Source organism: Cellulophaga sp. BC115SP (assembly GCF_009905545.1).
GTDB classification, from domain to species: domain Bacteria; phylum Bacteroidota; class Bacteroidia; order Cytophagales; family Spirosomataceae; genus Flectobacillus; species Flectobacillus rivi.
Genome location: NZ_JAAALB010000001.1, coordinates 328,335 through 342,786, shown reverse-complemented (window position 1 = coordinate 342,786; position 14,452 = coordinate 328,335). Strand labels below are relative to the sequence as shown.

The window sequence follows — 14,452 nt, the reverse complement described above, 5'->3', positions numbered from 1 at the left end:
TGATGAATTGTGAATGTAAAGCTTTTATTGTCAATGTTTTACATTCACAATAAGTTGAATCTAACTCTGTATAAAACTTTTTAATAAAAACCTGATTTATTAATGATAGGCGATATTCAGTAATGGATATCGCCTTTTTTATTAATATCAAAAATCATTTAGTCTCTTTAGCTAATACATTGACCAAAATAATATCCTTAGGACAGTTAAACCGAATAGGGAGTGTATCTCCCAATCCTTTGCTAATTAGCTTGAGGTTGTGTAGTCCTTCCTTTTTTAAAAGATTCCAAGGGTAAAATAGTTTTCCAGGATATAATCCATGGTCTTTTTTCCACCATACAATTTGGCAACCATGCAGATGTCCTGCCAACTGTAAATGGAAGTGCTGTTGGGTTCTTTCGAAATCTTTCGGATTATGAACCATCTGGATATTGAAATCTGCCGACATGACTTTCTCATGTAGATTCGACACCAATAGGTTGATAGACTTTATCGAAAAAATATGATAGCCATTTTCAATCCATTTAATGTTATTTTCTAAAAATAAGGATTTCACTTTCGATATACCAAAGAAGTAATCATGATTTCCAGCTATGGCAAAAACATATCTTTTAGTTGATAAGTACGCTAATAAAGAATTTAGATAAATCAAACCACCATCAAAATCTATATAATCTCCTCCAAGCAAAATGATATCAGGATTAATTACCTCAATCTCACAAATCACTTTATGAATCAGTTTTTGACTAAAACAAGATAAATGCAAGTCTGATATAAATAGAATTGAAAATCCTTCTGGAAGCTCTGATTGAATATTTTCAGTGCGAATCTCAAAAGTATGATTATAGCCTATTTCTAACTTCTTCATGATACCAAACGATAACAGCGAGGCATCCTATATGCCAGTTTTGTAAGGGTTTTCGATAATTAAGTAAACCTATAAGCATAAATATGCCAATTCTCATTACCAATAGCACTGTTGAGAAAACTCCTAATTGGTATAGTATCTCACAACTTTTTTTAATTGGATTTTTAGTGTTTTCAATTAACAAAGGAAATAAAAAAAGGAAGTGAACTTCGACTAGGTAAAATATAGCAAGACTAATTGGCAAGTACCAAAAGGAGGTTTTAACCAAAAGGATCACAGAAAAAAAGATACAAAGACTATATTTTAAGTATCCATATAACTCAAAGCTCCTATTTGGGAGATTTACTTCTTGATGGGGATTTAGTAGTTCAAGATACTGTGCCATCCAAAAGGCGCCATCCGTAAATAATTGCAGGGATAACTTTGTATTGGGAATGGAGCTTTGAGCTAAGATTTCGGAGCTTTTCCTTATTAGATATTGATATTTCATTGGCAATAAATAAAATGAAACCAAGCTAACCATGCAATCCCATTCCCGCCAACTAGCATTCTATGAAAGGTGTTCTCCAGCTTACCACAACGTTTGATATGAAACACAAATTCATCATAACAGATCGCTACAACTGTGTAGATGAGTACAATTAAAATTGGTATAAGGTAGACTTTGGGAGAGTTGCTCATCATACTAACCCACATCAGTACAAACATTGGGATTCCACCAAGTCCCAGCGCGGCAGCTTCAGCATCTCGTTCTTTTTTTGGTATTTTTAGATTAAGAGGATTTCGATGGTATCGCCAGTCAAGAATTCCGCCACAAGTTGCCACACTTCCAAAGATGGCTATTGCCCAGAACTGCCAAGGTAAAAATGGGAAGACTTGTCTTATGCCTAAGTGAATATTGGTTTTAAAGACCCAAAGAAGTGTTGCAAACAAAATTGCAGGGACTAATAGTAATATTAGTGAGAGATACTGGCGCATTTTTATATAATTTTTTATGTAGCTATTTACTTTATAGACTCAAATGTAATCGAGATTGTCCTAAGTACAAAAAAAGGCATCGAAAACTTCGATGCCTGAATCAAATATGAATAGTGTCAGATAAGTTTATGCCTTGTGGCTTTTACTTTTCTTTAATTGAATTTCGGATTTTAAGTAGCCACCACTATAAAGTACAAGTTGTGAATGTTGTATTGAAAGAGTCTCTAACAAACCATTTAAACTCACATGTATTCGTATATTTTATCAGTATTTATTTTAAAAATTGAAATGTCTCAAACTGATAAATAGTGGATTAACAATCTAAGATACTACTTTTTAGTGAATGATTTTTAGGAAATTCTATTTTTTTAAAAGCGCTTCTATACCAAGATGAATTCATTAGATCTATTTTATATTTGGAGTGCTACAAAACACAAAACTGAAGTCATCTCAAACTTTAGATTACATCAGAAAGGGACTGCCCATGGATGTTTGTTAGGATTTATTAGTTGCGCAGATGATAGGAATTTTCTAATAGTTATCTAATGCAGAAATCGCTAATGGAGTTAGTTCAATAGCTCAAATCATAAGGTTATTTTATCATAAACATAGCCGAAATCAAAAGCCACTCAACAAATGCAAGACTAACATTTGAACATGGAGAACCCTCTTCACTTTCTTCAATCTGCTAGTATGTAACCAAACGTGTTACATTTCGTCATATAGCTCAGCTTGTATAATTTTTCAAAAACCTTAACTATTTCTTTTAACTATATGAATCTGAAAAGCTTTATCAATGAAAGAAAGTACGAAATACTGCTGGTTGCCTTAGTTCAACACCTGTACATAGGGATTTTTGTTACTGACTTAGCTTTTTACACTGAGGTAATTTGGCCTATCAACATGGTTATTCTTGGTTTAGCTAGTGTGGGTGTGTTTATAGAGAAAGGGCGTACCAAAAATTCCATCAAAAACGCCTTAACATTTTTTGTGGTGTTGCTTCCCATCCTGCTTCCTTTCTTCAGAGGTAATATCGGATTTATGCTACTATTGAATATTTGCTATGTCATATTTTATTCCTTCATTTTTCTGGAAGTTTTTAAATTCCTAATCAAACCTAGCTATATTAATACCGATATCATTTCGGCGGCAGCTTGCGGGCTGTTTTTACTAATTGAAATATTCGTATTTCTTTTTCAAATGTGGGTTTATCGGTATCCTCAGTCATTTAAAGGGGTAGATTATTCTGACCCAGCACTCACTTTTATGGATCTCGTATATTTCTGTTCGGTCACACTTACGACAATAGGATATGGAGATATAACTCCCAATGTCTACTTTACCAAATTGACTACTTCACTCATTGGTGTAGCAGGTCAGTTTTATTCGGTGGTTCTGGTAGGTATTTTAATAAGCAAATTCACTTCAAATCAATCAAAATAATGCATTCAGGAAAATCTTACAAACTATCAGAATTTATAGTCTGGACTCGCAGGAATATCTATAAGACGTTATTCATTGGTATTGTTCCAGTGGTGTTGTATGAGGTCGCCGACCTAAAATGGCTTGCAATACCTTGGACTGTAGTCTCATTATTGGGTACAGCTACAGCTTTTATTGTAGGTTTTAAAAATACACAAACTTATAATAGAACATGGGAAGCACGTCAGATTTGGGGAGCAATTCTAAATAGTAGTCGTGCATGGGGCACTATGAGTAGGGATTTTTTGAGTAATGCTGACAAAACCAAAGAGCTATTTTATCGTCATTTTGCTTGGTTGACTGCGCTTAGATATGCTATGAGAGATGCCAGAGCTTGGGAAACCGCCAGCAAATCTTACAATGAAGAGTACAAAGCATTTTATACCATTCCAGAAAGAGAAACGACACTAGAAGAGGAATTAAAAAAATACCTTTCAGCGGAAGAGTTAGTGTATATACTGTCTACCAAAAATAAGGCAGCTCAGCTGCTAAGTTTACAAAGTAAGACCATTAAAGAGCTTTATGCTAATCAGGAGATTGATTCGTATTTGATGGTCGAAATGCAGAAGATGTTGAAGGAATTTTATGATCATCAGGGCAAAAGTGAAAGAATCAAAAATTTTCCTTATCCGAGGCAGTTCGCAACGATTAATACATTTTTCATTAGGCTGTTTTGTATTCTTCTTCCTTTCGGTTTGCTCAAGGAATTTGACAAGCTCAACGAAGGAATAGAGGGTGTGATGAAAGGATATATGGTGTGGTTGGTGATTCCGTTCAGCGTATTGATTTCTTGGATATATACATCTTTGGAGCAAGTGGGCGAAAGTACTGAAAACCCTTTTGAAGGAAGTGCGAACGATGTACCAATTTCCCAAATGAGCCGAACTATTGAAATAGATATGAGAGAAATGCTTGGTGAAACAGATTTGCCACCAGCCCTACAGCCTAAGAATAATATCATACTTTAAATACTTTGACATGAAAAAAAGAGAAAAACTAGGGATTGTTCATCAATGGTATCCCAAAGCAATGACAACGATTGATTGTGTAAACAAAGTCATTGATTTTGTAGAATCCGAACTAGATTTGGAGCCTAAACAAGTAATGCTTGCTGATAGTATTTGTAGCGACGATGTCAACAGCATTCAATATCCAGCTAGGACTCAAGAGTTTTTAGGACCTTTCAAGATGGGAGGATTGGATGGATATCCATTTACTGGACTTACGGGGATGGCTGCATTTGCCAGTCATGTTCCTGATGATGGTGCAGTTTTCATTTATTATGGGCCGCATATTGGTGTAACAAAAACAGGTACAATTGGGGAGATTCATCGACTAGGACAACATAAAAATAGTGGCTGTTGTGGTGCTGCAAAAGGAGCACTTGGTAAATTGCTCAACGACCAAATCATCGCAGGTAATGTGACCGAATTGGATTATCAAATGAATACCATTGAGCAAATTTTGCTCAAGCAAAAAAATCGAGTACTTACTGCTTCATCCCCTTTATTTGAAGCAACTGAAGTAATTTATGAGGCAATCGATCAACGACTCAATGAACTTGTCGAACTGACTAACTATAATTGTAAATATGTGATTTTACTCGGATCTATACTGATTAACAGTGATAGTGACATGGGATCATTTACGCAGATTAGGAGATTTGATGTCATAAATCTGATTACCAAGGAAAGACAAAACAATTTGTACTTGTTTGACTAGCAAATCTTTTATCTTCTCAGGGGTAAGTTTATGCTAGTGCTAGCCTCCAATCCTGAGTAAAAATTCCAATAGGTTCAAGTCTACGGCTTGGACCTATTTTTTTAATATCTTTAAACTATGAAATTGTAAAGAAAATGAGCTCAATTGTGAAATGCTGGAATTGTTGCCTATGGATAGAATCTAGGACTAATGTGAGTTATAATTCAGTATCAATACAAAATTAGGTCTAATCCCAATCCACGTCCATGTGTTTCTCAGCATACTTAGTTGGTTCAGTATACTCTTCGTTTAACCTCATCAATAATTGCCTAGAAATAATCAAGCATTTACTTATAGTATTACTTTCTTTAGACAAAGCCTTATGAAGCTTGCTATCATAAAGACTAGATAGTTCATGCTGTAAATCAATAAGTCTGTTAATAACATAATTATTAATTTTAATATTTATTGGCTTTAATTTTTTCAGGAAATCCTTGTCGGCTAAAGAATCTAATCTTAAAATTGCCTCTGCAAAGTTCATTAGATCTCCTTCATGATAGTCTTTTAAATCAGTAGTAGCCAGAATCATCAATATGAAAACTATTTCTTCATAATGAAATTTTAAAACATTTCTTCTCATGGTAAGTGTCTTGGTAATATTAATCAAATAATGCTCTTTGTTTATTAAACTGGAAGATAAAGTATTTTGTAGCCTCCACCGCTAGTGCTGGCTTCCACGCTAATAATAACTCAATCTAAGGATTCTAATCTTATTTGAGAAATTTTACTTTATAAGTTGGACCTGTTTTTTACATATTTTTAAACTATAAAATTGTAAAGAAAAATCGACTCAATTGTGAAATTCAGGAATTGTTGCCTATTGATAGAGCCTGGGAGTAGCGTGAGAAGATGAAAAATAGGTGAAATCTAGCATAGGTATAAATGTTACTGATAAAAAATAGCATGAGAATAGTAAATAAATATTCTTTCTTTGTTGTAAACAGATTAGGCGTTATGCTCCCAGTTTGGATAATATGCTATATTTTCAGTCTGAAAGTCATAGCCCTGTTAGCATTATTCTTTGCTGTTTGTAGTAGTATTCATTTCTTTGTTTTCTCTAATAACTTTATAATCAGTAATTCTAAGATTATTATTGAGTCCAAAGAAAACAGAGAAATTTATTTGAAAAATATAGAAAAGATAGTCTTCGTTGATAGAAATAATTTTTTGACTGTAAGTCAGACAATAGAAATATCCCTCACTAACGGAAAAAAAGTAATGATCAATTGCAACGGTATATATCCTGATGACGGGGATACCGAGTATGAAAAGTCATTCTATAAAATTTATGAATATACCCAAAGTGTATATCAACACACATACTTTAAAGAGTATATTTTTCATAGATATAATATGTAATAGCTTTCTACAAATAATTAGAAGCTTCATTGGATTTAGATTCAACCGAGTAAAAGTTTTCCCTGTTATCATTCGAGCTAATGTGAGCAATAGATAAAGACTATTTACTCGTAATAATTTCTTTTTGGATTAATTATTCTTTGAATAGTAACGTATGCATTTACCTTGAAATTTGTTTTTTGATAAACTCTTTCAAATAAATTGACCAAGGACTGTACTTGAAATCTAACGACATTAAAAGCAGGCATGCACAACACTTGTCTTATTCCTATGCTAGTGCTGGCTTTCAATCCTATGTAGGATTCGTGTACTATGATGTACTTGTTAGAGGGATTGCACATGGAGGAAGCCTTTGATAATGATCATGCTTTTCTAAGAAATGAGGAGGGATGGGAGAAAGGATTTGGATCTTGATTTTTGTTAATAAATTTTAAACTTCCCCAAAACCTTTGTCAATTTAATATGTTGCGAGAGTTGTCAAGGTAAATTTTAATTATATTGCATATATTTAGTAGTTACACACCAAAACAAAATACGAACATGCTTGATTACCATCCTCATTGTAATGTCAAGAATACTCAAGTCTCAGCTATTAAAGAATCAACTGATTGGACTAGAAATAAGGTTGCTTATCATCAAAAACACCTGTGATTAAGATAGCAAACATAGAATCCATTCGTACTCCAAAATGACTGTACAAAAGAATTTGTAAACGTTAATCAACCTCAAAAACAATATCCAAAGTTTTATAAACCTGACTATGGAGTTTGCTACATTATTTGTGGATAATGCAAGGATATAAATTGAATATCCATTAAACCTCGGAAGAAGAAAGCCTCAACAGCCATTTAATTCAAAGTTGCGATTATTTCAACATTCAACATTTTCATGTTGCTCCACAAAGAAAACTATCATATAGAAAACCAAGTATCAGAATTCTTCAAATTGTAACAATTCCTCAATGATAAATGGACTAATAAGCATAGATTTCATCTTGCAATATTCTAAATAACTCAAGGAGCTATACAACGCAGCTGATGATTTAGCGCTGAATTTTATCAAACTAAATGCTGAAGTGTCAGAAGGGACGTTAATCTATAAGATTTTAGTAGTGAAAATCAGTTGAGAAGCATACAGCAGGGGCTAATCCTTTAACGCAAAAATCAAAATATTAATAATTTGATAAATAGTGTGAAATAATGGTTCATTGAATTTTTATCGCTCAAAAATGAAGTTTTAATCCCCAAATGTATTTCTATTGAATCATTATATTTTCTATTTATCTGATAGTCAGATTTTTAGATAAAAATTAAAGCATGCATTGAATATGTAATATCGATTTTAGACACACCAAATCAATCTATTTTAACAAAAATGTAAATCACATGAATCGACTAATTTTAAAATTCGCACTCTATTCTTTTATTGTTTCTACTTTAACTAGCTGTGCTTTAACTAATTCTGTTCAAAGCATCAATTACAGCCCATCATTGACTATTTCTGATAAACTGCCATCAAGTAAACAGGTTAAACTTGAGCCAATGAAAGACGAAAGAGGGTATGATGATGAAAGAATAATATTTTACAAGAAGAATATGTACAGTCAGACTATGTCTGGAACTTACCTTGCTGAAAATCCTGTCACTGAAATTCTATTGAATGCTATTGAAAATGGGCTAAAAGAAAAAGGAATACAGTACAATTCTCAACATGAGGATTTGATACTCAAATCTTGGTTGATAAAATTAGACTACGAGGCAATAAGTGGTTTTGCAAGTGTTCAAATGATTCCAGAAATTACCGTAAAGTTTCAACTATTAGACAATAATAATAAGGTTATTTGGACAGATATTTTAGTGGGTAAAGTAAAAACTAAAGGTGGAAGCTTTAAGGAGTTTATGCCACCCGCAATTGATGCATTAGTGATGAAGTTAGTTGAAAATCAAGCATTTTTAAATGCTATAAGTACTAATTAAACCCCGCTAGTACTGGCTTCCAAGCCAGTACTAGCTCAATCTTAGATTCCAATCTATAAAGAAAGTCAGCTCAATTGTGAAGTTTTGGAAAGATTGCCTCTGGATAGAATCCAGAGAAAAATAGGTACTGGCTAGGAAGCCAGCACCAGCGGGAGTTAAATTTTTCTGATAAAAACCGATAGGGAAGTAGCCAATAAATATTATATCTTCATCGGAAACAGATTAAGGGTTATGTTTCTAGTTTGGATAAATGGCTATATTTTCAGTCTGAAATTCACGGCTCTTTTAGCATTATTCTTTACCAAAAACATGAATATTTTTTATTGTTGAATTGTATACAATTATCACGTTAGTTGAGCGAAGATGAAAAAGACATCTATTATTTTTTTACTATCCATATACGTATTACCCTCTGCTTGTAAAGAAGAAGAAATTTCTCCGAAAGAGATTATTTTAGGTAAGTGGGAAGAGATATACCTAGGTAATGGAGAAGAAAGACCACTATTAGTTCCTAGCGGGTATCGTCAATTTCTTAGTGATAGCGTACTTATTGAATATGATTATGCAACAAAAAAGTCATTTGTGAAGAAATATTGGATAGATTCTCTTCTACATATAGGAACTCAACGTCAAGATGGCTTCTGGTTGATATTCGATTACAAGTATCAATTTTATGATGACAACCTTCGTCTTGAAACTAATAATTTTTCAACCATATTTAATGTCTCTATTTCAAAAAAAATAAAATCCCCTCTCTAGTGCTGACTTCCAGCCAGCACCAACTCAATCTAAGGGTTCCAATCCTTTCTATAATTCTGCTATCTGTCTATGAGGTAAACCTACGGTGAAAGTCAACTCAATTGTGAGGTTGTAGGAAGATAGTCTCCAGCACCAGTATGAATGTATTGATACGAATAACAATTAAAAAAGATATTGAATATCTAAAAACTAATATTATATATAATTCTGGTTTTAGCTACGAAGAGTCAGGATATGGCTAAATTCTCTTTATATTCTCGACATACCTTTGCTGCACATTAATATAAAAAGCAAAAGTATGTCAACTAAAAACAAAATTGCAGTCGTAACAGGAGGAAGCCGTGGTCTCGGAAAAGATATGGTCCTTAGTCTAGCCAAAAATGGATTGGATATAGTTTTTACCTATAATAGCCAAAAAGAAGCTGCCGAAAAAGTCGTAAAACAAATTGAGGAACTCGGACAAAAAGGAATTGCATTGAAACTTGATGTTTCAGATTCTTCAAGTTTTGATGTATTTGTAACAGATTTAACATCCGAATTACAGTCTCAATGGAATACGGATCGTTTTGATTTTCTGGTTAATAATGCAGGATTTATTCATTATGCAGCTTATGAACATATCACAGAAGAACAGTTCATAGAAATGGAAAATGTACACTTTCGAGGACCATTTTTTCTCACCCAAAAGTTGTTGCCCCAAATTAATGCTTTCGGTGGTATCGTAAATGTTTCTTCAGGTCTTACTCGCTTTACTACCCCAGGTTTTGCAACTTATGCCGCATTAAAAGGTGCTATGGAAACATTGACTAAATACCAAGCTCAGGAATTAGGCAAAAGAAACATCAGGGCAAACGTAGTAGCTCCAGGAGCGATTGAAACTGATATTATGGGCGGTGCCGTGAGGGATAATGCAGAAATGAATCAATATTTAGCCTCTCAGACTGCTTTGGGAAGAGTCGGACTTCCGGAAGATATCGGAGGAGTTGTTGCTTTTTTATGTAGTGATGCTGCAGGTTGGATCAATGCCCAGCGAATCGAGATTTCAGGAGGATCTAATCTTTAATAGCTAAATCAAAATGGAAAATAGAGAAACTATGCTCATTAAAGCATTAACGGAAACAGAGATCGATACGATCATGAAATTTTACGGTGCATTCAAGATGAAGAATCCTGAAATATTAGATCAAATTTGCATGCCTGACTGGAAAGATATTCCGCTTGCTCCCGGTCAGGAAGACGGACCAAAGGGGCTTCAGAAAATTATGAGACATCTTTTTGAACTCTGTCCAGATATAGAGGTTGTCGTTCATGACATTGTCGGAACCCATGAGCGGGCTGCTGTAAGGGCTTCAATGGAGTTTACCCATGCTCATGAAATCATGGGGATTGCGCCAACACACCAAAAGGTTTCTGTAGCATTGCACGAATTTCATTACCTAAAAGAAGGTAAGCTTACCCACACTTGGCATCTGGAAGATTGGTTTGGGCTTTTAATGAAAAGTAAGTCGTAGAAAATCGTCAGATGGTCTGCTCTCTATCTGTCTTTTTCAAATTGTTCATTCCGCAATAGCTTAGAAAACTTTACATTTGCCTATATGGAAATCGTAAGAATTAAATCAATTACTGAATACCACCGTTTCAGAGGACTCCCCAAGCCCGAACATCCGCTAATCAGCCTCGTTGATTATTCGATGTTGCAGTTTGCCGAATATTCTCAAGCTGTGAATATTGTCATGGATTTTTATTCGATAGCTTTAAAGCGCGATATTGGAGCCAAACTTTATTACGGGCAACAGATTTACGATTTTGATGAAGGACTGATGTCTTTTATTGCACCAGGGCAGGTTCTACGGATCGAAAGAAACCCGGACTCATTAAACAATGGGTCCGGTTATTTGTTGCAAGTACATCCTGACTTTATATGGGGATCGCATTTAGCACAGAATATTAAAAATTATTCCTTTTTTGATTATTCGATTCATGAAGCTCTATTCCTTTCCAGTAAAGAAGAAACTACTATCCTCAATATTTTCGAAAACATCAGGCAGGAATATCATGCTAATATTGACGGCTTTTCACAAGGTCTTATTATTGCTCAGATAGAACTTCTACTCAAATATTGTGAGAGGTTTTATCACCGACAGTTTATTACCAGAAAAATCAGCAATCACCAAATGCTGACGAAAGTTGAAAACTATCTGAACTCCTATTTCTCATCTGAAGCTCCCAAAAAAGACGGTCTTATTTTCGTGAAAAACGTTGCTGATGCTATGAATGTTTCACCTGATTACCTGAGTAGTATGTTGAAGCAACTCACTGGTAAAAATGCTCAGGAGCACATACATCAAAAACTGATCGAAAAGGCGAAAGAGAAGTTATCTGTTACTCAACTTTCAGTCAGTGAAATTGCCTATGAACTGGGGTTTGAGCACCCTCAGTCTTTTAGCAAACTTTTCAAAAAGAAGACAAGCGTTTCGCCATTGGATTTTCGAAGATCATTTAATTAAGAAACGTTAGCATAAAATCATAAAATAGCCTTCTTCAAATATACATCTATACTTCTAGAAGGAAAGTTCCCCGCTCGTGCTGGCTTCCCAGCCAGCACCAACTCAATCTAAGGATTCCAATCCTTTCTATAATTCTGCTATCTGTCTACGAGGTAAACCTATGATGAAAGTCAACTCATTTGTGAAGTTTTGAGATGATAGCCTCTGGATAGAATCTAGCACCAGTGTTGGTTGATTCTATAAAAGTGGAGGCTAATTACAACCATTATTATCCGTGAAGTATCTTTAGATTAATCTCATTATTAAACTTGAAATTTATCTAAAATTAGATTTTAATACAGGGTTATATTTTACACATTCAATACTTTATTTCTGCAAAAATGAAAACACGATCTGCACTTATTTTACTATTGTTATTTACGCTTTCTACAGGCTGTAAAGACGAAGATATTTCTCCACAAAAAGCGATTTTAGGGAAATGGGAATTCATCGGTCTCGGTAATGGAAGAATAGAAGCACCATCTGGCGTAAAATGGTATGATGAATATCTTGAGGATAGTGTTTTTTTACACCAGCAATATACTACGGGCAATATGGTTGTAGAAAAATACTTTTGGGAAAATAATGGGTTTCTGAATTCAGGTGGAACCACATATAAATGCGTATTTTATAATGATACTATGCAATTAGACTATGTTCATGCAAATGCTATTTTTATGTCAAGTTTTTTCAAACGGATTAAATAAATATGATAATGGTTCAAGTCTATGACTTGGACACCCGCTAGTGCTGGCTCCCTAGCCAGTACTAACTCAATCTAAGAACTTCAACCCTGCTATCAATCCACGAGGTGAATATATTATGAAAGAAAAACTATTATTTACTGCCTGCTTTTTTATCTTAAATAGCTGCAATATGTCAGATGGTATGATTGAACTGCCTGGAAACAATGCATATTATGTAGAAGGTTCTTGCACGAATCGTCTATCATTAGGAGGTGGACTTGGTGGAAGCTGTAATTTGATAGAGTCGGTAAAGGATCTAAAATTTAACGACGATTTTATTTGCGCTGTATCAACTGACTCAATTTCATGTCGTTTGAAGTTGAAAGACATCCCAATAGAGAAGAGAAAGTATACAGTTATTGATGTCAGAAATGGTAAAGCCTACTGTTATTTGAATAAAAGTGAATATTTATCTTTTTGGCAAAAGTACATTCGAGATGAAGACATAAAGGTAGAATAAATCTTTTTCCCCCTGCTAGTGCCAACTTCCTAGCCAGTACTGACTCAATCTAAGGACTCTAACCCTTTCTATAATTCTGCTATCTGTCTATGAGGTAAACCTATGTTGAAAGTTAACTCAAGTGTGAGATTGTTTCTGAATAGAATCTAGAGAAGCATTGGTACATAGGAAGCTAGAAAAAATCAGCTATTGTGTTCTCATTTAGTGCAAAACTAATAATAGGAGTTGAATTCAAATTGTCAATTAAAAATAATGAAGAATAAAATCGTTAAAATCATAATTACTCTAATAATAGGAAATGTTTTTTTAGATACGGTGAATAATATAATCTTCAATAGAATATCTCCTGAAATCCTAAATGAGGCTATTGAAAAAATGAAAGAAGACTCCTCAATAGAGAGTGAAATTGGTAAAGTTGATGACTACAAATATACTTTTGACGATGCAAATTATTACAAAGATTTACCAACAAAATTTGAATTAACATTATTTAGAGAAAAACGAAAAATGACTCTAAAAGGTACTCTAAGAAGAACGAAAGAAAAGTGGATAATTATGGAGACAGACACATTATTTACTAATTATAGCAAATAAAACATTAATATTCCAATCTATAAAAAGCAGGGAGGTATTGATAATCCAAACGGAACTCAGCTAGTGCTGGCTTCCTAGCCAGTACTAACTCAATCTAAGGACTCCAATCCTTTCTATAATTCTGCTATCTGTCTATGAGGTAAGCCTATGATAAAAGTCAACTCATTTGTGAAGTTGTGGAAGATAGAAGATAGTCTCTGGATACAATCCAGAGAAAAAATAGGTACTGGCTAGGAAGCCAGCACCAGCTAATGTACAATTATTTGACCTTCTAAACGACAAATAGAATTATGGTTAAGAAAATATTTTTATGTGTAGCTTTTGTTATTTTGCTAGTATTCGTTCATAAAGAATTGAATATTAGGCTCTCAAAAGAAATTAAATTCCCAATATATAAAGGTATCTTGGGAGAATTATTAATCAAATTTGGAGAGAGCCAATATCTAACAATCATAGAGAATGAAATGGTTAATGGCGAACTTAAAAAAATAAATGTTCCTGTTAGTTCAATTGATATTCCAACATTTCATAATGTTGAGGGGAGGAATACTGTAAATGCAAAATATGAAGATAAAAACTACTTTTATATCCTACATGATGGTGAAGATAAAATAATTATTAGAGAGGCTAAGTAATTTTCTCAGCTGGTGCTGGCTTCCTAGCCAGTACTAACTCAATCTAAGGATTCCAATCCTATTATAAAAATCAACTCCCTTGTAAAGTTTTGGAAAGAAAGCTTCTGGATAGAATCCAGAGAAAAAAAAGGTGCTGGATTCTATCCAGCACCAGCACAGTCTATTTTACTTTATATCCGAAATCAGAAATCCCAAATCTACAATAGTTTCACAATTCATCACTCAAAACTCATAATTAAAAATAATCCCCATCTTACTCGGTAAAATGGGGTTATTTGCACTAACGAT

Annotated in this window: 15 protein-coding genes; 12 read left to right on the top strand and 3 right to left on the bottom strand. The window is 33.9% G+C overall.

Annotated elements, in window-relative coordinates; translation table 11 throughout:
• Positions 1 to 154 precede the first annotated feature (154 nt).
• Positions 155 to 868 carry a metallophosphoesterase gene (locus GVN22_RS01420; protein ID WP_166549277.1) on the bottom strand — a complete coding sequence of 238 codons (714 nt, stop codon included), beginning with the start codon at positions 866 to 868 and terminating at the stop codon, positions 155 to 157.
• A 486-nt stretch (positions 869 to 1,354) separates the two neighbouring features.
• Positions 1,355 to 1,846 (bottom strand): hypothetical protein, encoded by a 492-nt coding sequence (locus GVN22_RS01415; protein WP_166549276.1) that lies wholly within the window; start codon positions 1,844 to 1,846, stop codon positions 1,355 to 1,357.
• Positions 1,847 to 2,620: 774 nt separating this feature from the next.
• Here GVN22_RS01415 and GVN22_RS01410 point away from each other — a divergent pair.
• The 3 genes from GVN22_RS01410 to GVN22_RS01400 are packed head-to-tail and all read left to right on the top strand — an operon-like array spanning position 2,621 to position 5,050.
• Positions 2,621 to 3,289, top strand: coding sequence for a potassium channel family protein (locus GVN22_RS01410; RefSeq protein ID WP_166549275.1), 669 nt, complete (start codon positions 2,621 to 2,623; stop codon positions 3,287 to 3,289).
• Positions 3,289 to 4,296: a bestrophin family protein gene (locus GVN22_RS01405; protein WP_166549274.1), complete on the top strand. Its 1,008-nt coding sequence runs from the start codon at positions 3,289 to 3,291 to the stop codon at positions 4,294 to 4,296. The genes GVN22_RS01410 and GVN22_RS01405 overlap by 1 nt, the downstream gene beginning before the upstream one ends.
• Before the next feature lie 10 nt (positions 4,297 to 4,306).
• The gene (locus GVN22_RS01400; protein ID WP_166549273.1) at positions 4,307 to 5,050 is read left to right on the top strand and encodes a hypothetical protein; all 744 of its coding nucleotides are present in this window, start codon (positions 4,307 to 4,309) and stop codon (positions 5,048 to 5,050) included.
• A 226-nt stretch (positions 5,051 to 5,276) separates the two neighbouring features.
• Here GVN22_RS01400 and GVN22_RS01395 read toward each other — a convergent pair whose 3' ends face one another.
• Positions 5,277 to 5,669, bottom strand: a complete 393-nt coding sequence (locus GVN22_RS01395; RefSeq protein ID WP_166549272.1) for a hypothetical protein — start codon at positions 5,667 to 5,669, stop codon at positions 5,277 to 5,279.
• Positions 5,670 to 7,833: 2,164 nt separating this feature from the next.
• Here GVN22_RS01395 and GVN22_RS01390 point away from each other — a divergent pair.
• From GVN22_RS01390 to GVN22_RS01350, 9 genes are all read left to right on the top strand, one after another.
• Positions 7,834 to 8,424: a hypothetical protein gene (locus GVN22_RS01390; RefSeq protein WP_166549271.1), complete on the top strand. Its 591-nt coding sequence runs from the start codon at positions 7,834 to 7,836 to the stop codon at positions 8,422 to 8,424.
• Between the two features lie 363 nt (positions 8,425 to 8,787).
• Entirely contained in the window at positions 8,788 to 9,183 is a 396-nt protein-coding gene (locus tag GVN22_RS01385) for a hypothetical protein (RefSeq protein ID WP_166549270.1), read from the top strand.
• 298 nt (positions 9,184 to 9,481) lie between these two features.
• Positions 9,482 to 10,246, top strand: a complete 765-nt coding sequence (locus GVN22_RS01380) for an SDR family NAD(P)-dependent oxidoreductase (protein ID WP_166549269.1) — start codon at positions 9,482 to 9,484, stop codon at positions 10,244 to 10,246.
• Positions 10,247 to 10,259: 13 nt separating this feature from the next.
• A complete protein-coding gene (locus GVN22_RS01375) occupies positions 10,260 to 10,694 on the top strand; it encodes an ester cyclase (protein ID WP_166549268.1) in 435 nt (144 codons plus the stop codon).
• A gap of 84 nt (positions 10,695 to 10,778) precedes the next feature.
• Complete coding sequence (locus GVN22_RS01370; RefSeq protein WP_166549267.1) at positions 10,779 to 11,690, top strand: AraC family transcriptional regulator; 912 nt, start codon at positions 10,779 to 10,781, stop codon at positions 11,688 to 11,690.
• 380 nt (positions 11,691 to 12,070) lie between these two features.
• Positions 12,071 to 12,436, top strand: a complete 366-nt coding sequence (locus tag GVN22_RS01365) for a hypothetical protein (RefSeq protein ID WP_166549266.1) — start codon at positions 12,071 to 12,073, stop codon at positions 12,434 to 12,436.
• Between the two features lie 115 nt (positions 12,437 to 12,551).
• Complete coding sequence (locus GVN22_RS01360; protein WP_166549265.1) at positions 12,552 to 12,935, top strand: hypothetical protein; 384 nt, start codon at positions 12,552 to 12,554, stop codon at positions 12,933 to 12,935.
• A gap of 252 nt (positions 12,936 to 13,187) precedes the next feature.
• Complete coding sequence (locus tag GVN22_RS01355; protein ID WP_166549264.1) at positions 13,188 to 13,529, top strand: hypothetical protein; 342 nt, start codon at positions 13,188 to 13,190, stop codon at positions 13,527 to 13,529.
• 290 nt (positions 13,530 to 13,819) lie between these two features.
• On the top strand, positions 13,820 to 14,164 hold the full coding sequence (locus GVN22_RS01350) for a hypothetical protein (RefSeq protein WP_166549263.1): 345 nt from the start codon (positions 13,820 to 13,822) through the stop codon (positions 14,162 to 14,164).
• The last annotated feature ends 288 nt before the right edge of the window (positions 14,165 to 14,452 follow it).

Excerpts from the sequence above, each read along its gene's own strand:
- GVN22_RS01380 (WP_166549269.1), top strand. The coding sequence starts at position 9,482 with ATGTCAACTAAAAACAAAATTGCAGTCGTAACAGGAGGAAGCCGTGGT.
- GVN22_RS01405 (WP_166549274.1), top strand. The coding sequence starts at position 3,289 with ATGCATTCAGGAAAATCTTACAAACTATCAGAATTTATAGTCTGGACT.
- GVN22_RS01400 (WP_166549273.1), top strand. The coding sequence starts at position 4,307 with ATGAAAAAAAGAGAAAAACTAGGGATTGTTCATCAATGGTATCCCAAA.
- GVN22_RS01360 (WP_166549265.1), top strand. The coding sequence starts at position 12,552 with ATGAAAGAAAAACTATTATTTACTGCCTGCTTTTTTATCTTAAATAGC.
- GVN22_RS01390 (WP_166549271.1), top strand. The coding sequence starts at position 7,834 with ATGAATCGACTAATTTTAAAATTCGCACTCTATTCTTTTATTGTTTCT.
- GVN22_RS01420 (WP_166549277.1), bottom strand. The coding sequence starts at position 868 with ATGAAGAAGTTAGAAATAGGCTATAATCATACTTTTGAGATTCGCACT.
- GVN22_RS01395 (WP_166549272.1), bottom strand. The coding sequence starts at position 5,669 with ATGAGAAGAAATGTTTTAAAATTTCATTATGAAGAAATAGTTTTCATA.
- GVN22_RS01415 (WP_166549276.1), bottom strand. The coding sequence starts at position 1,846 with ATGCGCCAGTATCTCTCACTAATATTACTATTAGTCCCTGCAATTTTG.
- GVN22_RS01375 (WP_166549268.1), top strand. The coding sequence starts at position 10,260 with ATGGAAAATAGAGAAACTATGCTCATTAAAGCATTAACGGAAACAGAG.
- GVN22_RS01410 (WP_166549275.1), top strand. The coding sequence starts at position 2,621 with ATGAATCTGAAAAGCTTTATCAATGAAAGAAAGTACGAAATACTGCTG.
- GVN22_RS01370 (WP_166549267.1), top strand. The coding sequence starts at position 10,779 with ATGGAAATCGTAAGAATTAAATCAATTACTGAATACCACCGTTTCAGA.
- GVN22_RS01355 (WP_166549264.1), top strand. The coding sequence starts at position 13,188 with ATGAAGAATAAAATCGTTAAAATCATAATTACTCTAATAATAGGAAAT.
- GVN22_RS01350 (WP_166549263.1), top strand. The coding sequence starts at position 13,820 with ATGGTTAAGAAAATATTTTTATGTGTAGCTTTTGTTATTTTGCTAGTA.
- GVN22_RS01365 (WP_166549266.1), top strand. The coding sequence starts at position 12,071 with ATGAAAACACGATCTGCACTTATTTTACTATTGTTATTTACGCTTTCT.
- GVN22_RS01385 (WP_166549270.1), top strand. The coding sequence starts at position 8,788 with ATGAAAAAGACATCTATTATTTTTTTACTATCCATATACGTATTACCC.